The 21,526-nt window shown below is 33.6% G+C and carries 21 protein-coding genes; 14 read left to right on the forward strand and 7 right to left on the reverse strand.

From position 1 onward, the window contains the following. Positions 1 to 24: 24 nt before the first annotated feature. Both ACPX19_RS08485 and ACPX19_RS08490 read right to left on the reverse strand, forming a co-directional pair. Positions 25 to 1,296: a YCF48-related protein gene (locus tag ACPX19_RS08485; protein WP_426429571.1), complete on the reverse strand. Its 1,272-nt coding sequence runs from the start codon at positions 1,294 to 1,296 to the stop codon at positions 25 to 27. Between the two features lie 132 nt (positions 1,297 to 1,428). Beyond that, entirely contained in the window at positions 1,429 to 1,977 is a 549-nt protein-coding gene (locus tag ACPX19_RS08490) for a DUF2911 domain-containing protein (RefSeq protein ID WP_426429573.1), read from the reverse strand. Positions 1,978 to 2,210: 233 nt separating this feature from the next. Between ACPX19_RS08490 and asnB the strand changes: the two genes are divergently transcribed. The 14 genes from asnB (at position 2,211) to secDF (ending at position 17,789) form a co-directional block, all read left to right on the forward strand. Next, positions 2,211 to 3,872, forward strand: coding sequence for an asparagine synthase B (gene asnB, locus ACPX19_RS08495; RefSeq protein WP_426429574.1), 1,662 nt, complete (start codon positions 2,211 to 2,213; stop codon positions 3,870 to 3,872). Positions 3,873 to 4,023: 151 nt separating this feature from the next. Next, the gene (locus ACPX19_RS08500; RefSeq protein WP_426429575.1) at positions 4,024 to 4,767 is read left to right on the forward strand and encodes a DUF6090 family protein; all 744 of its coding nucleotides are present in this window, start codon (positions 4,024 to 4,026) and stop codon (positions 4,765 to 4,767) included. 10 nt (positions 4,768 to 4,777) lie between these two features. Further along, on the forward strand, positions 4,778 to 5,581 hold the full coding sequence (locus ACPX19_RS08505) for a DUF6090 family protein (protein ID WP_426429576.1): 804 nt from the start codon (positions 4,778 to 4,780) through the stop codon (positions 5,579 to 5,581). A gap of 28 nt (positions 5,582 to 5,609) precedes the next feature. After that, entirely contained in the window at positions 5,610 to 6,365 is a 756-nt protein-coding gene (locus tag ACPX19_RS08510) for a DUF6090 family protein (RefSeq protein WP_426429577.1), read from the forward strand. Continuing rightward, complete coding sequence (locus ACPX19_RS08515) at positions 6,358 to 6,933, forward strand: DUF6090 family protein (protein WP_426429578.1); 576 nt, start codon at positions 6,358 to 6,360, stop codon at positions 6,931 to 6,933. The genes ACPX19_RS08510 and ACPX19_RS08515 overlap by 8 nt, the downstream gene beginning before the upstream one ends. 18 nt (positions 6,934 to 6,951) lie before the next feature. Further along, the gene (locus tag ACPX19_RS08520) at positions 6,952 to 7,170 is read left to right on the forward strand and encodes a hypothetical protein (protein WP_426429579.1); all 219 of its coding nucleotides are present in this window, start codon (positions 6,952 to 6,954) and stop codon (positions 7,168 to 7,170) included. Further along, positions 7,163 to 7,924, forward strand: a complete 762-nt coding sequence (locus ACPX19_RS08525; RefSeq protein ID WP_426429580.1) for a DUF6090 family protein — start codon at positions 7,163 to 7,165, stop codon at positions 7,922 to 7,924. Before ACPX19_RS08520 ends, ACPX19_RS08525 begins: the two co-directional genes overlap by 8 nt. Further along, entirely contained in the window at positions 7,899 to 8,636 is a 738-nt protein-coding gene (locus ACPX19_RS08530; protein WP_426429581.1) for a DUF6090 family protein, read from the forward strand. The genes ACPX19_RS08525 and ACPX19_RS08530 overlap by 26 nt, the downstream gene beginning before the upstream one ends. After that, complete coding sequence (locus ACPX19_RS08535; RefSeq protein ID WP_426429582.1) at positions 8,611 to 9,387, forward strand: DUF6090 family protein; 777 nt, start codon at positions 8,611 to 8,613, stop codon at positions 9,385 to 9,387. The genes ACPX19_RS08530 and ACPX19_RS08535 overlap by 26 nt, the downstream gene beginning before the upstream one ends. Positions 9,388 to 9,708: 321 nt before the next feature. Next, positions 9,709 to 11,646 carry a DNA topoisomerase (ATP-hydrolyzing) subunit B gene (gene gyrB / locus ACPX19_RS08540; RefSeq protein ID WP_426429583.1) on the forward strand — a complete coding sequence of 646 codons (1,938 nt, stop codon included), beginning with the start codon at positions 9,709 to 9,711 and terminating at the stop codon, positions 11,644 to 11,646. A gap of 156 nt (positions 11,647 to 11,802) precedes the next feature. Further along, positions 11,803 to 12,819, forward strand: a complete 1,017-nt coding sequence (locus tag ACPX19_RS08545) for a DUF6588 family protein (RefSeq protein WP_426429584.1) — start codon at positions 11,803 to 11,805, stop codon at positions 12,817 to 12,819. 141 nt (positions 12,820 to 12,960) lie between these two features. Next, entirely contained in the window at positions 12,961 to 13,887 is a 927-nt protein-coding gene (gene mdh / locus ACPX19_RS08550) for a malate dehydrogenase (protein ID WP_426429585.1), read from the forward strand. Positions 13,888 to 13,959: 72 nt separating this feature from the next. Further along, on the forward strand, positions 13,960 to 14,574 hold the full coding sequence (locus tag ACPX19_RS08555) for a hypothetical protein (protein WP_426429586.1): 615 nt from the start codon (positions 13,960 to 13,962) through the stop codon (positions 14,572 to 14,574). A gap of 152 nt (positions 14,575 to 14,726) precedes the next feature. Next, positions 14,727 to 17,789, forward strand: a complete 3,063-nt coding sequence (gene secDF, locus ACPX19_RS08560) for a protein translocase subunit SecDF (RefSeq protein WP_426429587.1) — start codon at positions 14,727 to 14,729, stop codon at positions 17,787 to 17,789. A 73-nt stretch (positions 17,790 to 17,862) separates the two neighbouring features. On the opposite strand, the gene ACPX19_RS08565 is transcribed toward secDF, so the two are convergent. The 5 genes from ACPX19_RS08565 to cysS all read right to left on the reverse strand — a co-directional run bounded on the left by ACPX19_RS08565 (position 17,863) and on the right by cysS (position 21,473). Next, positions 17,863 to 18,288, reverse strand: a complete 426-nt coding sequence (locus ACPX19_RS08565) for a hypothetical protein (protein ID WP_426429588.1) — start codon at positions 18,286 to 18,288, stop codon at positions 17,863 to 17,865. A 68-nt stretch (positions 18,289 to 18,356) separates the two neighbouring features. Continuing rightward, positions 18,357 to 18,854, reverse strand: a complete 498-nt coding sequence (locus ACPX19_RS08570; protein WP_426429589.1) for a DUF192 domain-containing protein — start codon at positions 18,852 to 18,854, stop codon at positions 18,357 to 18,359. Further along, complete coding sequence (gene lgt / locus ACPX19_RS08575) at positions 18,854 to 19,690, reverse strand: prolipoprotein diacylglyceryl transferase (RefSeq protein WP_426429590.1); 837 nt, start codon at positions 19,688 to 19,690, stop codon at positions 18,854 to 18,856. The genes ACPX19_RS08570 and lgt overlap by 1 nt, the downstream gene beginning before the upstream one ends. A 65-nt stretch (positions 19,691 to 19,755) precedes the next feature. Further along, positions 19,756 to 19,989 (reverse strand): membrane protein insertion efficiency factor YidD, encoded by a 234-nt coding sequence (gene yidD, locus ACPX19_RS08580; RefSeq protein ID WP_426429591.1) that lies wholly within the window; start codon positions 19,987 to 19,989, stop codon positions 19,756 to 19,758. Positions 19,990 to 19,991: 2 nt separating this feature from the next. Continuing rightward, positions 19,992 to 21,473 (reverse strand): cysteine--tRNA ligase, encoded by a 1,482-nt coding sequence (gene cysS, locus ACPX19_RS08585; protein ID WP_426429592.1) that lies wholly within the window; start codon positions 21,471 to 21,473, stop codon positions 19,992 to 19,994. Positions 21,474 to 21,526: the final 53 nt, after the last annotated feature.

The following is a 21,526-nucleotide window of genomic DNA, read 5'->3' on the forward strand; positions in this document are numbered from 1 at the left end:
CTAATTTTTATAAAGCAAACGTAATTACTTTTTAGTAAACTTTAAAGAGGTTCTACCAGAGTTATTGTGAAAATCTATAATGTATGTTCCTGATGTTAATTCAGAAAGATCGAAACGGTAATTGTTTAAGGTTTGTTGTAGAATTATTTCTCTGGAAAGTTGCTTTATAAACTTACCATTAATATCATAAAGCTCAATTAGTAAATTATCGTCCGCTGGAAAATCAATTGTAAACTCAAGATAGTCTTCAACAGGATTTTTAAGAATTTTTACTGCTAGCTCGTCTTTAATAAACGGTTCTTCTTGAGTACTTAAAGTTGTATCAGTAAATTTATATACAGTAGTCCCTGAAGCAAAAGCAGTAGTAGAATTGATAATAAAAATTCGATTTAAATTATTACCAATATTTAAGTTATTCCACGTTTGTCCACCATCAAGCGTTTCATAAAATCCTGTTGTGTGGCCACCCATCCAACCCTGGTTCTCGTTTATAAATCCCACGGCTTGTATATTTGTTTCGACTGAATCTAAGGTTGTCCAATTGGTTCCACCATCAGTAGATTTAATTAGTTTACCAATATTGGGTGAAACGGAACTCACTGCGCCAAACATCAAATTACTATTATAATCTAAAACCTGTAATTTCCATACATACTCACCCACGATGTTCGAATTGTAAATTTCAGTCCATGTAGCGCCACCATCTATCGTCTTTAGGACACAACCTCCATTATCATTTCTGCCAGCAGCAAAACCAGTGTCTTCATCTAAAAATAAAACTTCTACCAAAGCATTAGCATAACTAGACATATCTGTATAGGTCCAAGTCTCACCACTATCTATCGATTTAATAATATGAGCGGGACCGAAATATGCGCCACAACCATATACCGTTGAAGAACCAACAGTTTCAATACCACAAATGGCGTTAGGATTCGTTGGAAAATTAGTTACTTCGGCCCAATTGTCACCTCCATCGTTAGTTTTAAAAAATGTTCCATTTAATGTGCCAAGAAAACCAATATCCTCATTTAAAAATTCAATATTTCTGAAGTAATAATTTCCTGGAATGTTGTTTTCATTGAGTTGTTCTGTCCAATTTAAGCCTCCATTAGTGGTTTTATAAACTCTAGCATAAAAGCCATTTGCTGCCCACCCAAGATTTTCATTCAGGAAAAAGACATCATCAAAGCGTTGTCCATTGGGATTTGAAAAAATATTAGGCACAGGTTGCCAAGTTGGTTGTGCACCTAAAGTTATTGTTATTAGAAAAACAAATAGCTGTTGTAACCGCATGTATGAACATTATTAGTTTATGTAAAGTTATGAATATGTTTTTTATAATTAATCTTTTCATATTGTAAACCCTGCACCAAATAAAAAAGCACCTTGATAATCAAGGTACTTTTTTATTTGATTTCAACAAATCTAAGATTTAGAAAAAGGAACAGCAACTCTGACGGTTCCCCAACCTAAATGCATGTGTACACCGTCATCAGACGCTTCAAAAGCAATAGAAAAAGCTTCTAAAGATTCATCGCTTTCACTGGTTGGTACAGTCATTCGCACTACATCATTCTTTTCATCATAAAAATAGCTTCCCCAAACATTAAGATCTGTACTTACAATGATAGTCCATTCTTTCTCACCAGGAATAGCATAAACTGTATATGTCCCTTCTTTGATTTCAGTACCGTTTAATTCCATATCGGTATAAACGTGAAGTTCAGCTGCTTCATTTGCTCCTAATCTCCATACTTTACCTGGCTCAGCTAAATCGTAAACTTTTCTATCCTTTAATTGTGGTCTACTGTATACAATCTTGATAAGTTTATTGGATTCCTTGTAATTGCTAGGAAAAGATGCAGCATCCATAGGACTTTTGTCTAGTCCAGAAAATTTTTGAGCTTCAGCATTAAAAGATAAAAGCATCATAAATACAAAAGCAATGGTAGTAATTAGTCGTGTTGTTTTCATGTTTTTGGTTTTTAGTTTTAATAAAATTAAGTTTTGATACATCAAATGGTCGAAAAGAAATCTTAAAGTTTACAGATTAAAAGTTAAATAGAAGAATTGATATAATTTAAGTTTCATAATTAAATTAATTCAAATTTTAAAGTTTTATATTGAAACTATTATTGTATTTTATATTTAAAAAATGAAAGTTTAATTTCATATTTGCCTCATAATTAATAATAAAATAAAAAAATATGTGCGGGATAGTATGTGCATTTGATATAAAGCAGAAATCGGAAGACTTAAGACCACAGGTTTTAGAAATGGCAAAGACCATTCGTCATCGTGGACCAGATTGGAGTGGTATATATAGTGATGAGAAAGTGATTATGGCTCATGAGCGCTTAGCAATCGTTGATCCTGCGTCAGGCAAGCAACCTTTGTTTAGTGATGATAAAAAGCTGATTTTGGCAGCGAATGGTGAAATCTACAACCACAAAGCCTTAAAAGCCCAATTTCCTGAGTATAAGTTTCAAACTGAAAGTGATTGCGAAGTCATTTTAGCTTTATATAAGGAAAAGAGCCACGATTTTGTAGACCAAATGAACGGTATTTTCGGTTTTGCAATTTATGATGCTGAAAAGGATGAATATTTCATTGCTAGGGACCATATGGGTATTATTCCATTATATATGGGTTGGGACAAACACGGAACATTCTATGTGGCTTCAGAATTAAAAGCTTTGGAAGGTGTTTGTACCAAAATTGAGTTGTTTCCACCAGGTCATTATATGAGCAGTAGAGATGGAGAATTGGTACAATGGTACAAGCGTGATTGGGAAGATTTTGATGCTGTAAAGGATAATGAAACTAGTATTGCGGAAATTAGACAAGCACTTGAAGATGCTGTGCACAGACAACTAATGAGTGATGTGCCTTATGGGGTATTATTGTCTGGCGGGTTGGATTCTTCAGTAACCTCTGCTATTGCTAAAAAATATTCACAACGTCGTATAGAGTCAGATGATAAAGAACAAGCGTGGTGGCCACAATTACATAGTTTTTCTGTAGGTTTAGAAGGTTCACCAGATTTGGCTGCTGCAAGAAAAGTAGCTGACCATATTGGTACGGTACATCACGAAATTAAATTTACCATCCAAGAAGGATTAGATGCTATTAAAGATGTGATTTACCAATTAGAAACTTATGATATTACAACCATTAGAGCAAGCACACCTATGTACTTAATGGCGCGTGTTATAAAATCGATGGGCATAAAAATGGTACTTTCGGGAGAAGGTGCAGATGAATTATTTGGTGGTTATTTGTATTTCCATAAAGCACCAAATGCTAAAGAATTTCATGAAGAAACAGTACGTAAGTTAAGCAAGTTGCATATGTATGATTGCTTAAGAGCCAACAAAAGTTTAGCCGCTTGGGGAATTGAAGGTCGTGTACCATTTTTAGACAAGGAATTTATGGATGTCGCCATGCGAATTAACCCAGAAGATAAAATGATAAAAGATGGTAGAATAGAAAAATGGGTGGTTCGTAAAGCATTTGAAGATATGTTGCCAGAGAGTGTAGCTTGGAGACAAAAAGAACAGTTTAGTGATGGAGTAGGGTATAGCTGGATAGATACTTTAAAAGCTTTGGTTAACGAAGAAGTAACAGACGAACAAATGGCTAATGCCCATTTCCGTTTCTCGATACAAACTCCGCAAAACAAGGAAGAGTATTATTACAGAACTATTTTTGAAGGACATTTTCCAAGTGATGCAGCTGCATTAAGTGTGCCGCAAGAGCCAAGTGTAGCTTGTAGTACAAAAATAGCGTTGGAATGGGACGAAGCATTTAAAAACATGAACGATCCAAGTGGTAGAGCAGTTGCCAAGGTACATGATGACGCATACTAAAAAAGCAACTAAAATTTAAATAATTGAAAGCCAGTTTTTAAGCTGGCTTTTTTTGTGCTGTATTTTGTAACAATTTATTACATTTATAAACACATAAGCATAACCAACCATCTCTACTTTATAATTACCTGCTTACAATTGCTGTAAGCTGATGATTAAATTCTTTAGAAAAATTCGAAAAAACCTTTTAGCAGAAGGTAAAACGGGCAAGTATCTTAAATATGCTATAGGAGAAATTATCCTCGTGGTGATTGGCATTTTGATTGCATTACAGGTCAATAATTGGAATATAGATAGACAGGTACGAAATAAGGAACAGTCATATTTACTCGAAATCCGAAATAATCTTCAGCAAGATTCACTGAAACTACAAGTGGTATTAGACTTTAATGAGAATAAGTCAAGAATCGTTGAAGAGATGTTGCAGATTTTTGTAGACACACTTACAAATCAAGAGCGCTTTCATATTTTAAATAAAAATGCTAATGATTTTACCTATTATGAAGTCTTTAATCCTGTAAGCATTGCGTTCAATAATATGTTGTCTGCAGAAAGTATAGGCCTCATTGGTAATGGTGAGCTTCGGGAAGCATTGTCGGAGTATTATAACTATCCTTATTTAGACGGAATCCAGAATCGTATATCAGTTATAAATAGAAGAGTTGTAGATGAGCATTATCCTAAGTTTTTTACCAAAGAATTTGTGCAAAATTGGATGGGTTTTTCTTCCAATATGCCTCCATTGAGCGATTTGGATATTGCAACGGACAATAAACTGATGTCCGATCTTTTTGGTATTAAAATGATTATTAATGTTCAAAATGAATTAATTAAGAATACCCAAAAACGAAATCAAGAAGTTGTTGCCTTATTGAATTCAAGCTTAAAAAACTAATCAAAACCTAATGATAAAGTTCTTCAGAAACATCCGAAAAACTCTTCTTAATGAAGGTAAGACCAGAAAATACTTTAGATATGCAACTGGCGAAATCATTTTGGTAGTCATTGGTATTTTGATTGCACTCCAGATCAATAATTGGAATGAGGGTCGAAAAGAACGCATGCAAGAGTCTATTTTATTGGAACAACTATTATCCGATTTCAATAGTAATCTCGAGCAATTGGATCAAAAAATATCCATGCGTGAAGATTTTATCAATTCTGTCAAACAGCTATTCAATTATATAGACAACCCGTTACACGCCACCAAAGACAGTTTAGACATTCATATTGGTAAAACCATGCCCTATGCCACCTTTGATCCCATAGTTGTGGATTTAGCCAGCTCCGGTGAGTTAAAACTAATATCCAGTAATGACTTGAAACAAGCCGTTACACGTTGGACATCGGATATTAATGATGTCATTGAAGATGAAATTATTTGGCGTGATTATCGAAACGATATATACGCACCGTTTTTAATTCAAAACTACCAATTAAGAACCATTAGAAACCAGGCTTATAAGCTTAATATTCTGGGTAACTACACTATGGATAGGGAAAACACCATCGCAAATGAAACCAGCAACAATATCGGTAATTCCAATTTCGAAGCAGATTATGTGGCTCTGTTAAAAAACCCCGATTTTGAAGACCATCTCACGCGCTGTTATGCTGTGAACTACTGGACCAATGTGCAATCTCATATTTTGAGAAAACGCATTGTTGAAATCATTGATTTAATAAAGCACGAGTTAGAACATGATTAAGTTTTTCAGAAAAATACGCTACAACCTTATGAGCGAAAACAAAATGGGCAAGTATTTCAAGTACGCCATAGGTGAAATTGTTTTAGTGGTCATTGGGATTTTGATTGCATTGCAGATCAACAATTGGAATGAACAACGAAAGGAAATCGCTGAAGAACAAAAAATATTGCGTCAACTCGAGAATGAATTTAAAAAAAACTTAAATCAGCTAGACGAAAAAATATACATGCGAAATAAAATGACCCTAGCCAGTGAGGGCCTTTTAAATTATATAGATAATCCAGAAAAGTATGTAAAAGACAGTTTGTTATATTACTTATTTAGACTTACACAAGAACCAACCTTCGATCCTATAGAAAATGACCTTGCTGTATCCGGAAAACTTCGAATAATTAAAAATGACAGTCTTAAAATGCTGTTATCTAATTGGTCATCAGATGCCTATCAAGTTCAGGAATTAGAACGCAGTTGGCAAGAGCTTCGAAGAGATGTGGTTATACCTGTTTTTATAAAAAAAGATTTTGCTCGTAATACAGCATCCTATCTATTAACTAATGGTTACACACCAGACCATGCATTTGATAAAACAATACCTCTAACCTACCATATAAAACCTTCTGAAACCGATTTGCAAAAAGCACTTTTAGAGGGTGCCATTGAAATACAAGGTGCAGCAAGTACTTGTATTCTGTACAATAAAATAATAAATGCCCAATCGTTAACACTCAGAATGAGAATTGAAAAAACACTGTCACTAATAGCCTCTGAACTCAACGATGATTAAATTCTTTAGAAAAATTCGTCAAAAATTAGTGGAACAGAACCGAGTTTCTAAATACCTATTGTATGCATTTGGTGAAATAATACTTGTGGTTATTGGTATTTTAATCGCCCTACAAATTAACAATTGGAATGAAAACAGAAAAGACAATTTACAAGAGGCCGTTTTCATTAAACAGTTAAAAGAAGATCTTAACCAAACCAATAGTGATTTAGATGAAATAAGGGCATTTTTTCTAAAACGCGCTCTAGCAGCTCAAAATGTAATTCATTCGTATTGGCAGGACAAACCTTTACAAGATTCTTTACTTTATAATTTTGGTGAAGTACTTCAGAACTTAAAATATAATCCAATATTAGGAACAGCTAAATCTTTAATCAATTCTGGAAATATTGAACTCATTAAATCAGAAAAACTTAAAACTGCTATCATAAAATACAATGAAACAGTAGATGCGTTACTAAGAGACATTACACGCTATGAAGAAACGTATTACAGAACAGCTATACATACAATAAATAACGAGTTTGATATCCATAGTTTGTATTTGACTTATGATACTGAAAATTAAAAGGTCTATTTAAGTAATATGAGAAAAAATAGAGAAAATTACTTACCCTTTGTACCCGAAAATTTTAAAAAAGTACCCTTTCCAGTGAGTCTTGACGATATTTACAATAATAAAAATGTTTATGCTGCCTATAATAATGTTTTTATAGCTCATAGAAATACGTCTAGCAGATATTCTCATATCCATAGAGAAACAAAAAAATTGTTACAACTATTAAAAGAAGAAGGCTATGATTAAATTCTTTAGAAAAATTCGTCAAAACTTACTTGCACAAAACCGAGTTTCAAAATACTTAGTTTATGCTATTGGTGAAATTCTTCTTGTGGTTATTGGTATTTTGATTGCATTACAAATTAACAATTGGAATGAAAATAATAAAATCAATAAAATAAGAACCCTGAAATTATCTCAAATTGAAAGTGATTTAAGAGCAGATGTTGTTTCATTAGAAGAAGGAATTTTAATTAAAGAAAAAGAGATTGCCACTTTAAAAAACTATCATGATAGATTATCGCAATCTAATGCCTCAATAGATACTTTAGATAAAATAGTAAACACTGAATTTGCTGGTAGTGTTAGAGTTGGATTTTCTGGTTTTAATAATATCACATACAATTCAATGGTACAATCAGGAGAGTTAGGAATACTGAGTGATGATCTTGTTAAAGATTTATCAAACTTAAATATTCAACAACAAAAATCAGTAAACAGTTTTAATGATCACTGGGAAATATATTTAAAGCAAAGTCAAACTTTCCAAGCTAATTACCCTGTAAAAGGGAAAATAATTATTGTTGGAGATGGTCCTTTGGGTGATTATTTAAGAGAGCATAGAGACGATAAGAACTTTATTGTTGCCTTTAATGAAGTCTTTACAGCCAAATGGCTAATGTACTCTCAAAACCTACGTAATCACAAAAACATTTTAGAAATCACAAAAGCTATTTTAAAAAAACATTTTCAGAATGATACAGTTCTTAAGAAAAATTAGACAGAAACTACTGGTTGAAAACAAATTAAATAAATACCTGATTTATGCTATTGGAGAAATAGTTTTAGTAGTGATTGGGATTTTAATTGCCTTACAAATTAATAATTGGAATGAGAGGAAAAAATTAAAAAACCATGAACGTGAATTGCTAACACATGTTTTAGAAGACATTGCTCAAGATTCGTTAACCATAGTAAATGTAATGGATTTAAGAGATAAGATTATGGAAGTACACCAATCGGTTTTTGATTATACAAAGAATTTAAAAGATAGTTCGCAAGTTGGTGATTTGGATTTGTTGCGAAGAACGTTTCATGATAAACTAATAACCAAAGAAAACAATCCAAATCTTTCTAAAGAAGTTATGAATCAAGACCTGAGTAAACAAATACAAGAATATTATAATGCCATAAACTTAGCTGAATTTGTTATGAATAATAACAACACTATCATAGAAAATAAAGTACGTCCATTTTTGGGTGAGAAGCAACTTCTTATCTATGGTAATCAACTAGAAGATTTAGAGATAAACCAACTACATTTAATAGACCGTTACCGATTTTTTTTAGAAATTAGAAATGAACAAATGCAACAACTTTTGTTCGAGTCAGGGATAAAATTATATGCTCTAAGAAATTGGGGTATTACTGCAAGTAAAGAGAATGATAAATTGAAAAAATCGATTAATGATTATTTATCAAGCAATGATTAAATTCTTTAGAAAAATCCGTCAAAGTTTACTTTCCGAAAATAAATTCAGCAAGTACATAATATATGCTATTGGTGAAATCATCCTTGTAGTTATTGGTATTTTGATTGCTCTACAGATTAATAACTGGAATGAAAACCGAAAATCTAGAAATCAAGAAAAACTCTATCTCAATAGGCTATTATCAGAAAACAAGGAAGACCTAGAGACCTTTAAAAATAGCGTCATAGACTTAGAAAAAGGTATAGAAACCGTTGAATCCTTATCAAAAGCACTCAATAACGAGAACAGCTCAGATTCGTTATTGGTACTGGCTGCAAATGACTATTTTGGCTACGGAAGCATTTACCCAATCTTCACGTCATCTACATCAACATTCGATGACCTATCAAGCACAGGAAACTTAAAGGACATACAAAATTCGGTACTGCGCGATCAATTGGTAAAACATTATGCTTTACACAAACAAGTAAAAGAGCGCATTAGAATTGGAACTGATTGGGCTTTGCCTCTGGATGCTCCATTTACATACCAAAACAGTATTATGCGGTTTGAGCCTGTTTCAAACTATTTGTTTGGACAACAGTCCAATAAAGCATTAGCTGAGCACTTAAGAGACAAAAAGGACGAATATATCAACAATGCTGCAGCACATCTTTGGATCAACAAAGATGCTATACTACAAATGGAAATGCTTATTAAAGAAACAGACAAAATCATAACCTCCATCAAAAGGGAATTGAAAAACCAGTAATTGTCATAATAAGAATTCCACTCTTACATAAAAAAAACCGCTGTAAATCTCAACAAAATAACATCAAAAGAACAACTCTAAGCTACTTTCATAAATTTCATTTTTCTGTTAGGTAAAAAAATCATCAAAATCCAATTTAAGGTACTTTTTAGCCGTTTTAAGCAACTTTCAGGTTTTTAACAATTGTTGATAATTATTGCTTTAAGTCGTTAAAATGCTATCATTAGGCTTTAAAATTTTGTATCTTTGAAGGTACTCAAAAAGAGACGCAATAGGCGTCTTTTTTGCTGTAAAATTAGAACTAAATCTTTTAAAAATAATATGAGCGAAGAAAACAAAAAACAGTATGGCGCAGATAGTATCCAGGCCCTAGAGGGAATGGAGCACGTGCGTATGCGTCCATCCATGTATATTGGAGATGTTGGTACTCGTGGTTTGCACCATTTGGTTTATGAAGTAGTAGACAACTCTATAGATGAAGCTTTGGCTGGCTACTGTAATAACATTACTGTAACTATAAACGAAGATAATTCCATCACTACTGAAGATGATGGTCGTGGTATTCCTGTTGGTCTTCATAAAAAAGAAGGAGTATCTGCATTAGAGGTTGTAATGACCAAGATCGGTGCAGGTGGTAAATTCGATAAGGATTCCTATAAAGTTTCTGGTGGTTTGCATGGTGTTGGTGTAAGTTGTGTTAACGCACTTTCTGAGCATTTAAAAGCTACAGTACATCGTGAAGGCAAGATATGGGAGCAAGAATATGAGCGTGGTAAAACCATGTATCCTGTTAAATCTGTTGGTGATTCTGACAAAACAGGCACGATAGTTACTTTTAAACCAGACCCACAAATCTTCCAGCAAACGGTAGAATATAACTACGATACTTTGGCAAGCCGTATGCGAGAGTTGGCATATCTAAATAAAGGTATTACTATTCATTTAGTAGATCGTCGCCATAAAAAAACTGATGGTTCTTTTGAAGGGGAAACTTTTCATTCTGAAAACGGACTGCCAGAATTTGTGAAGTATTTAGATGGTAACAGAGAACCGTTGATGAAAGATGTTATCTCATTCGAAGGTGAAAAGAATGGAGTTCCTGTTGAGGTTGCAATGGTTTATAACACATCTTATGCTGAGAATCTTCATTCTTACGTTAACAATATCAATACACACGAAGGTGGTACGCACCTTTCAGGTTTCCGTCGTGGTTTAACACATACATTAAAAAAGTATGCGGATTCTTCTGGAATGACTGATAAACTTAAATTTGATATTTCAGGTGATGATTTCCGAGAAGGTCTTACAGCTATAGTTTCTGTAAAAGTTGCTGAACCTCAGTTTGAGGGTCAGACCAAGACCAAATTGGGTAACCGTGAAGTTTCGGCTTCAGTTTCTCAAGCCGTTTCAGAAATGTTAACAGATTACTTAGAGGAACATCCAGAAGATGCTAAAATTATTGTGCAAAAAGTGATTTTGGCAGCTCAAGCACGTCATGCAGCACAGAAAGCTCGTGAAATGGTGCAGCGAAAAACTGTAATGAGTATAGGTGGATTACCAGGAAAATTAAGCGATTGTTCTGAGCAAGATCCTGCAAAGTGCGAATTGTATCTTGTTGAGGGAGATTCTGCTGGTGGAACTGCTAAGGCTGGTCGTGATAGAAATTTCCAGGCGATATTGCCATTAAGAGGTAAAATCCTTAATGTAGAAAAGGCAATGCAACATAAAGTGTTTGAGAATGAAGAAATTAAAAACATCTTTACGGCATTGGGAGTTACTATTGGTACAGAGGAAGATCCTAGAGCGTTAAATCTTTCAAAGCTGAGATACCATAAAATTGTCATTATGTGTGATGCCGATATTGATGGTAGCCACATTGCAACCTTGATTTTAACGTTCTTTTTCAGATATATGAAAGAACTTGTTGAAAACGGTCACGTTTATATCGCAACACCACCATTATATTTAGTGAAAAAAGGTGCAAAGAAACAATATGCATGGTCAGACAAAGAGCGTGATGCCATTATTGCCGATTTTGGTGATGGTTCTAAAATTCAACGATATAAAGGTTTGGGTGAAATGAATGCTGAACAACTTTGGGATACTACTATGGACCCAGAGTTTAGAACGATGCGCCAGGTACAGATTGATAACGGAACTGAAGCCGATCGTATATTTTCAATGTTAATGGGTGATGAAGTGCCGCCTCGTAGAGAGTTTATTGAGAAGAACGCTATTTATGCCAATATTGATGCATAAATAAAAACTCATAAAACCAAAACTAAAGCAATTACGTGTATAATGTAGTTGCTTTTTTTGTACTATTAAAATTCGATTAAAAGCATTTAATAACGATTAAAAGCAGTCTTTGATGTTATTTTAATATATTTGTCTCATATTATAAACTTAACCACAATGAGAAATTTTTTTGTATTCCTAGTATTCAGTACTTCGTTCTTGCTATCTAAAGCACAAAATGATATAGATGTTTTGCTTTCTGCAGGTATAGATGATGCCAAGCGTTTTGCTAACGATTACTTAGCTCCTGGGACTAACGGAGCAATGTACAGTATTAATGCCAATTGGTTTAATTCAGCAAAAGTAAAACCATTAGGTGGCTTTGAAATCTCAATTATAGCTAACGCATCTTTGATTAGTGATGAGGATAAGATGTTCAATATGAATACAGCAGACTACAATAATGTACAGTTTGTTTCTGGATCAAGCACTCAAAATGTAGCAAGTGTTTTAGGTGAAAATGACCCTTCAATTTTTGTTGAAGTAGAGTATGACGATCCTATTTTTGGATCTCAAACTGCTGAATTTGAATTACCTCAAGGTATAGGTGAGGATAGTTATAATTTAATTCCATCTGCTGCTGTGCAAGCTGCTGTAGGTTTGGGAAGTGGAATAGAAGTAAAAGCACGTTATTTTCCTAAAGTTGACACGGATGAGGTTACATTTAATATGTATGGTGCAGGCTTACAATTAGAATTTACCGAATGGTTGCCAGCTGATAAGTTATGGCCAGTGGCATTGTCAGGTATTGTGGCTTACAGCCATTTAGATGGTTCTTATAATTTAACTGAATCTTCAGGAATTGAAGGTGAAAATCAAAGATTAGAGAACAATACAAATACATGGTTATTTCAATTAGCGGTTTCTACTAAGCTTCCAGTTTTTAATTTATATGGAGGGTTAGGATATATAACTGGAAAATCAGAATCAGATTTACTTGGTAATTATAGAGTAACCAATGGCATATTAACCTCACAGACAATAACTGACCCATTCTCAGTATCTAGCGATGTATCTTCTTTAAGAGGAACTGTAGGGTTCAAATTAAAATTAGGATTCTTTAGGTTGAACGGAGAATACCATATTTCGGAGTTTGATGCATTTTCTGTGGGAGTAAATTTTGGGTTTAGATAAAACAAATTAAATATATTTTCAAAAGCAGTCTTAAAGGCTGCTTTTTTATTTTAGATAGATGACATAAGTCATGGAATTTAGATAGTAAAGCCGTAAATTTGCACTAAATTTTAACGATTTAAAACATTAAATATTATCAGTATGAAAGTAACCGTAGTTGGCGCTGGTGCAGTAGGCGCAAGTTGTGCAGAATATATAGCTATTAAAAATTTTGCTTCAGAAGTAGTTTTGTTAGATATCAAAGAAGGTTATGCTGAAGGTAAGGCAATGGATTTAATGCAATGCGCTTCCTTAAATGGTTTTGATACTAAAATTACAGGAAGTACAAACGATTATTCTAAAACTGCAAATAGCGATATTTGTGTAATTACCTCTGGTATTCCTCGCAAACCAGGTATGACTCGTGAAGAGTTGATAGGGATAAACGCAGGTATTGTAAAAACAGTTTGTGCCAATTTGGTTGAGCACTCACCAAACACGATTTTGATTGTTGTAAGTAATCCAATGGATACAATGACTTACTTGGCTCATAAAACTACAGGTTTACCAAAACATAAAATTATAGGAATGGGTGGAGCACTAGACTCTGCTCGTTTTAAGTACAGATTAGCTGAAGCTTTAGATGCACCAATTAGTGATGTAGACGGTATGGTAATAGGTGGTCATAGTGATACAGGTATGGTGCCGCTAACTTCTCATGCTACAAGAAACAGTATCAAAGTTTCTGAATTCTTATCAGAAGAGCGTTTAAACCAAGTTAAAGAAGACACTAAAGTAGGTGGCGCAACCTTAACTAAATTACTTGGAACTTCAGCATGGTATGCACCTGGTGCTGCTGTAAGTGGATTGGTTCAGGCAATTGCTTGCGATCAAAAGAAAATGTATCCATGTTCAACATTATTGGATGGTGAGTACGGATTAAGCGACCTTTGTATAGGTGTGCCAGTAATTTTAGGTAAAAACGGTATTGAAAAAATTGTAGATGTACCATTAAGTGCTGCCGAAAAACAACACATGGCTGAAAGTGCTGAAGGTGTGAAAAAGACAAATGCCCTTTTAGAATTATAAGATTTATTTCGCTAATTACATTTTAATAAAGACTGCAGAAATGTGGTCTTTATTTTTTGTTATATTTGCCGGATGCGATCCAAATTACATTTTGGTATTATAATAGTTCTATTGGCCTTTTTAGGAAGGTTTTTAGAAGCTCCCGTTACTCCCAATCAAGAGATCACTATTCAATTTTCTGATGATAACGTTTCAGAAATTGAAGTACAGAATGCACTTGAAGATATTCAGAAAAAACTACAAAAAATAGGTGCTGAAAACTTTTTGATTGACCAAGATGAAAACGGAAATCTTAAAATTACTTACTATAGTGCTACTGACGCACAAAGTATTCAGCAAATTTTAACTAATACTTCTGACTTCAATTTTTTATTTGGAATAGACGCAAATAGTTCAAATAAAAATCCTGAAAAAGAAGTACTAAAAGATTATAAGCTTAATGTATCCGAAATTCAAAAGAAAAACCAAAAGAATGATTGGGATTTTGATGGAGTTCAGATTGTAGAGCATAATCAAAAAAGTGATAGATCTTATACCTTAAAAAAGGATGTTTCAGGTCATCTAAATAAGTTAAAAGTATTACATCAATTAGTTGAAACTGCTTTTAGAATTAATACAGGTGCTTTTACTTTAAACGATAAAAACACTTACGAAATACCTGAAGTAAGAGCAGGACCTATGGCTTAAGGAATTCATCTGAAAAAATTCCACACTTCTCGTTCAACTTTTGAATCAATCAAAAGACAGAAAAAATAATTTATAACGTAAAAAATCAATTGTCTGATTATACGGTAAACTCTATATTTGCGCGTTAAAAATTAGACGTAAAACAAAACAAAATGCAAAACAAAGGAATAATTAAACTGTTTGCGCTACTATTTGGTTTGGTAAGTATTTACCAATTGTCTTTCACTTTTAAAGCCAACCAAATTGAAGACGAGGCAAAACAAGCTGCCATAGCAAAGTATGACGAAACAGTAGATGGCTATCATGATTTAAGAATTCAAGAAGAGATAAATTACTTAGATTCTTTAAAAACTTCTAAAGTTCAAGTAGGTGATAAATACGAGCCAATTGAAGTTTACAACTTACTGGGTGTATCTCAGTACACTTATAATGAAGTGGAAAACAATGCCATGAAGTTAGGTTTAGACCTTAAGGGTGGTATTAATGCTATCATTCAGATTTCTGTAAAGGATATCTTAAAAGGCTTGGCAAATAATAGTAAGGATCCTGTTTTCAACAAAGCATTAGCTGATGCAGAAGAATTACAAAAAGATGCTCAAGAGCCTTATTTAGAGTCATTTTTTAGAGCTTTTGATGCTATTAAAGGTGATACCAAATTAGCATCACCAGATATTTTTGCAACAAGAGACCTTATAGACGATATCAAATTAGATATGTCTGATGATGAGGTAAAAGGAATTTTGGAAAAGAAAATAGATGAGTCTATAGTTTCTGCTTTTGAAGTATTGCGTAATCGTATTGATGGTTTTGGTGTATCATCCCCAAACATTCAACGTTTAGGAAATTCTGGTCGTATTTTAATAGAACTACCAGGTGCAAGAGACAAAAAGCGTGTAGTAGATATTATTACTAAAACAGCACAATTACAGTTCTGGGAAACTTACAAAGCAGAGGAGATGCTTCCTTATGTGTTTCAGGTTAACCAAGCTATGGTAGAAGCTGCAAAGGATAAAGATGGTGAGGGAGAAGTTGCTGATACTACTGAAGAAGAAGTAGATCAAGATTCTACAAAAAGCACTATTGATGAGCTAACTGGACAAATTGAAACCGATACAACAAATGTTGCAGATATTAATCCTTTAGGTATTCAAGGACCTGGTGGTGGACCAATGATTGCTAGTTTCTTGGCTAAGGATAAAGAAAGAGTTTTAGAGGCACTTAATGCACCTAAAAACAGAGCTTTGTTACCAGCTGAGATGCGCTATGCAAAATTCGTTTGGGAAAAACAGGATAAGGATTCTGAGTTTTCAAATTTATATGCTATTAAGAGCAATAGAGATGGAGTACCACCTTTAAGCGGAGCTGTTATAACTGATGCTAGACAGGATTTTGACGAGTTAAGTAGACCTGCGGTAAGCATGCAAATGAATCCTCAAGGTGCTAGAGAATGGCAAGAAATGACTAAAAAAGCCAATCAAGAAAATGGATATATAGCTATAGTTTTAGATAATATACTTTACTCAGCACCAAGTGTAAGAAACCAACCAGAGGGTATTGCAGGAGGAAGATCCCAGATTTCAGGTGCATTTACACTCAACGAAGCGGTAGATTTAGCAAACGTTTTAAGAGCTGGTAAATTACCAGCATCTGCTGAGATTGTTCAGGCAGATGAAGTTGGTCCATCTTTAGGACAAGAGGCTATTGACAGTGGAATGATGTCGTTCTTAATTGCATTGGCATTTGTTGTACTATGGATGATTTTCTATTACGGAAAAGCTGGTGCTTTTGCTGATGTTGCATTATTGTTAAACATCTTATTGATATTTGGGGTATTAGCAAGTTTAGGTGCAGTATTAACCTTACCTGGTATTGCTGGTATCGTATTAACTATAGGTATTTCGGTAGATGCTAACGTACTTATCTTTGAGCGTATTAGGGAAGAATTAGCAAAAGGCAAATCGCAAAAGGAATCTATTAAAGACGGATTTTCAAACGCATTGTCTTCGATTTTGGATGCAAACATAACTACAGGTTTAACCGCCTTGATTTTGTTCTTGTTTGGTACAGGTCCAATTAAAGGTTTTGCTACAACGTTAATCATAGGTATTTTAACATCACTATTTACAGCAATTTTCATTACACGTTTATTAATTGACTGGTGGGTAAACAGAGGAGGTACTTTAGATTTCTCAACAGCAATGACAAAAGGCCTATTTAAAAATGTTAATATCAATTTCTTAAAGAAGCGTAAGATGGCTTATGTTATTTCTGGTGCTTTAATACTTGCAAGTTTAGGTTCTTTATTTACAACAGGTTTAGACCAAGGTATCGATTTTGTTGGAGGTAGAACTTACCAAGTACGTTTTGAGCAACCAGTGAGTACTGAAGAAATTACAAGTGTACTAAATGATCCAAATGTATTTGGAAGTGCTGAGGTGAAAACTATCGGAGCGGCAAATCAGTTAAAGATTTCAACTAAGTATAGAGTAGAGGATAATTCTGTTGAGGCTGATGAAGAAGTGCAAACAAGATTATTTGAAGCACTTAAACCTTATTTGCCAGATGGAATGACCTATGAAGAATTTGATAATGGTTCAGACGAGGCCAAAATTGGTAAAATGCTTTCTAGTAAAGTGAGTCCTACTATTGCTGATGATATTAAAAAATCTTCATTTTGGGCAGTTTTAGGGTCTTTAGTAGTAGTGTTCCTTTATATCTTATTTAGATTTAAGAAATGGCAATTCTCACTTGGTGCAGTTGCTGCAGTTTTCCATGATGTTTTAATCGTGTTGGGTATATTCTCATTAACATGGAAGTTTATGCCATTTAGTATGGAAATTGACCAAGCGTTTATTGCAGCGATCTTAACAGTAATTGGTTACTCACTTAACGATACCGTGGTAGTGTTTGATAGAATTAGAGAATACTTAAATGAGCACACATCATGGGAATTTGGTAAAACCATAAACGCCTCGTTAAATAGCACATTAAGTAGAACATTAAATACCTCTGTAACCACTTTAGTGGTATTATTGGCAATGTTCATTTTTGGTGCAGAATCTCTTAGAGGTTTATTATTTGCATTAATAGTTGGTGTGGTAGTTGGTACCTATTCTTCTATGTTTATTGCAACGCCATTAATGTACGATACAGCTAAGAAAGGTGATGCCGCAGAATCATTAAAGAAGAAAGTAAAAGAAGAGGACGAAGAATAAAACTTCGATATCTAGATTATAACAAAAGCGCCTTTCTGAAAAGAAAGGCGTTTTTTTAATTTTAGATTTTATATTAATCAACCTTTTTTAAGGTAATCTGGTTGGTTTCAAAGTCAGTTGGTCGTGATGATCCGTCAAAGCCTAATGCTAAAACCATTTCTGTCTCAGAGTTTATCTTAAAAATTCCTTGAAGGATTCCCATAGTTTCATCAGTTTCATTTTTTTTAACTATGATATCCATATTGTAAAAATTGTCTTTTTTCTGTACTTCGTAATGCATTGAAGCTTCAACACCGTCTCTCACAAATGATTTACCACCCATTATTTGACCATCAAATTCAAATAAGGCATAACCATCTTTGGTAAAGGTAACATAGCCGATATCTCCTTTGTCTTCACCACGCCACTTACCAACATAAGGAGGTGTTTGAATCAGCGTAAAAGCACTAAATAAGACAAATGATACGATTAAAATTGAAAGGCGTTTTAGTGATTTCATATAGTTGGGAATTAAAATTATTTCCACAATATATATCATTTTAAATTTAAAAGACTAAAATAGGTTGCTTAGTTTTTTTTGAATTCAATCTTATCACCAACTTCAAGCTGCCATTCATCAGATAGACCAGCTTTGATTTCTAAGACATATTGTGCTGGCGCATCGGATGGAAGCGAGGTTTCATCAAAGGGTTTAGCGTTTTTTTGAAAGCTTACAATTTCATATAATTCATTTATGTAGATAATATCTAAAGGGATTTTAGTATTCTTCATGTAAAAACTACGTATCTGCTCATCAGGGAATATAAACAACATACCTTGCTTAGTACCAAGTTTGGTTCGGTACATTAAACCAGTTTGTGTTTCATACACGTCTTCTGCAATTTCTATGTCTAAAGTTTTTATAATAGAATCCGTATTCGCTTTTTTAAGATGTAAAATACCTTCTTTTTTAAAGATAACTTCTACCTTATCACTAGAAGTAGTATTCTTTTCATTTTTACAACTGAAAAAAATAACCAAAGAAAAAATAAGAAATGAAAATCTTATGATACGGTTAAAACGCATTAAGCAATTTTGTTTTTTGGTTTGTAAACAAACATAAAGTATAATCCAATTAGTATAAATGGTATACTTAAAAGTTGACCATTATTAAGCACGTTCCCAAAGAAGGCAGCTAAATCTTCATCTCCTTGCGGTTCTTTAACGAATTCAACAAAGAATCTAATAGTCCATAGAAAGACTAAAAACAATCCAAACAAAAATCCTTCTTGTTTAGATTTATTGGTTTTCCAGTAGAAGTAAAGTAATATTAAAAATACAAAGATGTAGCAAAATGCTTCATATAATTGTGCGGGATGGCGCGCAAAGGTTTCGTTATTTTGCGAAAAAATAACACCTAGTGAGCTATCGGTTTTTATACCGACAATTTCTGAATTGATAAAGTTTCCAATCCTTACAAATACAGCACCTAGAGCTGTTGCAATTACTACACGGTCTAAAATCCAAAGAATGGTTTTCTTTAAAACCTTCTTATTAAACAAATACATTGAGATAATCATGCCTATAGCTGCACCATGACTAGCCAAACCCTGAAAACCTGTAAATCGAATACCATCTTTAAAACTAAAAGGTAAAAAGATGCTAAAGAAATCATCCTTTATTAATTCAGATTGGTAAAAAATCACATGTCCTAATCTAGCACCAATCATAATTCCTAAAACAGAATAGATAAACAAGGAGTCTAATGATTCGTTTGATTGATTTTCGTTTTTCCAAATCTTTTTGGTAATGTAGAAGCCTAGTATAAAGGCAACAATCCACATCACGCTATAAAAATGAAGTTCGAAAAAACCTAAATCGATGGATTTTATAGGATCCCAAGGAATTTGTAATGCATGCATATTTTATATCTTTTCACTGTAAATATAAGATTTTGTTAGGGAGTGAAAATAGGATTAACGTAATATTAATCTTCTTTTGGAGGCACAGGGTCGTATCCTTTTCCTCCCCAAGGATGGCAACTAAAAATCCGTTTCAATGCCAATTTACCTCCTTTAAAAAAACCATGCACTTCCAAAGCTTCTTTAGCATAATGCGAACATGTAGGTTGATACCTGCAAGTAGCAGGTGTAATAGGAGATATAAAAGTTTGATAGACTTTGATTAAAAATAAAAAAGGGTATGCAAGTATTTTTTTCACGATTAATTAGTCGTAAATGTAGTGCCTTCCCTACTGTCATTAAGCTGGATACCAACTTCTGCGAGTTCATCTCTAATCTTATCAGACAATGCAAAATCTTTATTTTGTCTTGCTTCTTTTCTAAGATTTATTAAAATTTCAACAGTACCAGTTAATTTGTCTGAATCTGTACTCTCTTTAGATACATTAACTAAACCTAAAACGTCAAAAGTGAAATTTTCTAATGTTTCTTTCAATAGATTCAGGTCTTCTTTAGTTATTGATGCACTGCCATCTTTAACCTGATTAATGAATTTTGCTGCATCAAACAAGGTGGCTATTAAAATTGGAGTGTTAAAATCATCATTCATAGCATCATAACATTTCTGTTTCCATTCAGAAACATCAAATGATGAAGATTCTCCAGTTTTTAAATCATCAATTAAATTGATAGCATCCATTAATCTGTAAAATCCTTTTTCACTAGCTAATAAACCATTATTGGTAAAATCTAAAATACTTCTGTAATGTGCCTGAAGCATAAAAAACCTAGCAATACTAGGAGCATAAGCTTTAGTAATATGTGGATTGTCTCCAGAAAAAATTTCATTTGGAAGAATAAAATTCCCTGTGGATTTTGCCATTTTCTTTCCATTCATAATAAGCATATTGGCATGCATCCAATAATTTACTGGCGAATGGTTATTGCAAGCTTCTGCCTGAGCAATTTCACACTCGTGATGCGGAAATTTTAAATCCATTCCACCACCATGAATATCAAACTGTTCACCAAGATATTTGGTACTCATAGCAGTACACTCTAAGTGCCATCCTGGGAAACCATCACTCCAAGGAGAAGGCCAACGCATTATATGTTGCGGTTCTGCTTTTTTCCAAAGTGCAAAATCCTGTGGATTTCTTTTGTCCGATTGTCCGTCTAAAGCTCTTGTGTTATGAATTAAGTCTTCGAGTTTACGCTTACTTAAAATGCCGTAAGGCTTAGTTTCGTTGTACTTATGTACATCAAAATACACAGAACCGTTAACGACATACGCCATGCCATTATCTATAATGGTCTTAATGAGTTCTATTTGTTCAATAATATGACCAGTTGCAGTAGGCTCTATACTAGGTGGTAAAAAGTTGAATTTATTCAAAATATTATGAAAGTCCACCGTGTAACGTTGTACCACTTCCATAGGTTCTATAGCTTCCAATCTGGCTTTTTTTGCTATGCGATCCTCACCTTCGTCGGCATCATTTTCTAAATGACCAGCATCAGTAATATTTCTGACATATCTTATTTTGTAACCCAAATGTTTTAGATATCTAAAAATAACATCGAAGGACATAAAGGTTCTTACATTACCTAGGTGTACGTTGCTATATACCGTTGGACCACAAACATACATACCCACATAACCATCGTTAATAGGTTTAAAGACTTCTTTTTCACCAGATAATGAATTGTATATTTTTATAGTTTGGGTATCGTATAAAGGCATGCTGTAAAATTCAAAAAATGTTTAAACAAAGCTAAAGAACAAGGCAAGAGTAT

The organism is Winogradskyella sp. HB-48 (assembly GCF_049942685.1).
Lineage (GTDB): Bacteria > Bacteroidota > Bacteroidia > Flavobacteriales > Flavobacteriaceae > Winogradskyella.

What these genes read in the sequence shown, in the direction of transcription:
- ACPX19_RS08485 (WP_426429571.1), bottom strand. Translation starts at nt 1,296, where the DNA reads ATGCGGTTACAACAGCTATTTGTTTTTCTAATAACAATAACTTTAGGT.
- ACPX19_RS08490 (WP_426429573.1), bottom strand. Translation starts at nt 1,977, where the DNA reads ATGAAAACAACACGACTAATTACTACCATTGCTTTTGTATTTATGATG.
- asnB (WP_426429574.1), top strand. Translation starts at nt 2,211, where the DNA reads ATGTGCGGGATAGTATGTGCATTTGATATAAAGCAGAAATCGGAAGAC.
- ACPX19_RS08500 (WP_426429575.1), top strand. Translation starts at nt 4,024, where the DNA reads ATGATTAAATTCTTTAGAAAAATTCGAAAAAACCTTTTAGCAGAAGGT.
- ACPX19_RS08505 (WP_426429576.1), top strand. Translation starts at nt 4,778, where the DNA reads ATGATAAAGTTCTTCAGAAACATCCGAAAAACTCTTCTTAATGAAGGT.
- ACPX19_RS08510 (WP_426429577.1), top strand. Translation starts at nt 5,610, where the DNA reads ATGAGCGAAAACAAAATGGGCAAGTATTTCAAGTACGCCATAGGTGAA.
- ACPX19_RS08515 (WP_426429578.1), top strand. Translation starts at nt 6,358, where the DNA reads ATGATTAAATTCTTTAGAAAAATTCGTCAAAAATTAGTGGAACAGAAC.
- ACPX19_RS08520 (WP_426429579.1), top strand. Translation starts at nt 6,952, where the DNA reads ATGAGAAAAAATAGAGAAAATTACTTACCCTTTGTACCCGAAAATTTT.
- ACPX19_RS08525 (WP_426429580.1), top strand. Translation starts at nt 7,163, where the DNA reads ATGATTAAATTCTTTAGAAAAATTCGTCAAAACTTACTTGCACAAAAC.
- ACPX19_RS08530 (WP_426429581.1), top strand. Translation starts at nt 7,899, where the DNA reads ATGATACAGTTCTTAAGAAAAATTAGACAGAAACTACTGGTTGAAAAC.
- ACPX19_RS08535 (WP_426429582.1), top strand. Translation starts at nt 8,611, where the DNA reads ATGATTATTTATCAAGCAATGATTAAATTCTTTAGAAAAATCCGTCAA.
- gyrB (WP_426429583.1), top strand. Translation starts at nt 9,709, where the DNA reads ATGAGCGAAGAAAACAAAAAACAGTATGGCGCAGATAGTATCCAGGCC.
- ACPX19_RS08545 (WP_426429584.1), top strand. Translation starts at nt 11,803, where the DNA reads ATGAGAAATTTTTTTGTATTCCTAGTATTCAGTACTTCGTTCTTGCTA.
- mdh (WP_426429585.1), top strand. Translation starts at nt 12,961, where the DNA reads ATGAAAGTAACCGTAGTTGGCGCTGGTGCAGTAGGCGCAAGTTGTGCA.
- ACPX19_RS08555 (WP_426429586.1), top strand. Translation starts at nt 13,960, where the DNA reads ATGCGATCCAAATTACATTTTGGTATTATAATAGTTCTATTGGCCTTT.
- secDF (WP_426429587.1), top strand. Translation starts at nt 14,727, where the DNA reads ATGCAAAACAAAGGAATAATTAAACTGTTTGCGCTACTATTTGGTTTG.
- ACPX19_RS08565 (WP_426429588.1), bottom strand. Translation starts at nt 18,288, where the DNA reads ATGAAATCACTAAAACGCCTTTCAATTTTAATCGTATCATTTGTCTTA.
- ACPX19_RS08570 (WP_426429589.1), bottom strand. Translation starts at nt 18,854, where the DNA reads ATGCGTTTTAACCGTATCATAAGATTTTCATTTCTTATTTTTTCTTTG.
- lgt (WP_426429590.1), bottom strand. Translation starts at nt 19,690, where the DNA reads ATGCATGCATTACAAATTCCTTGGGATCCTATAAAATCCATCGATTTA.
- cysS (WP_426429592.1), bottom strand. Translation starts at nt 21,473, where the DNA reads ATGCCTTTATACGATACCCAAACTATAAAAATATACAATTCATTATCT.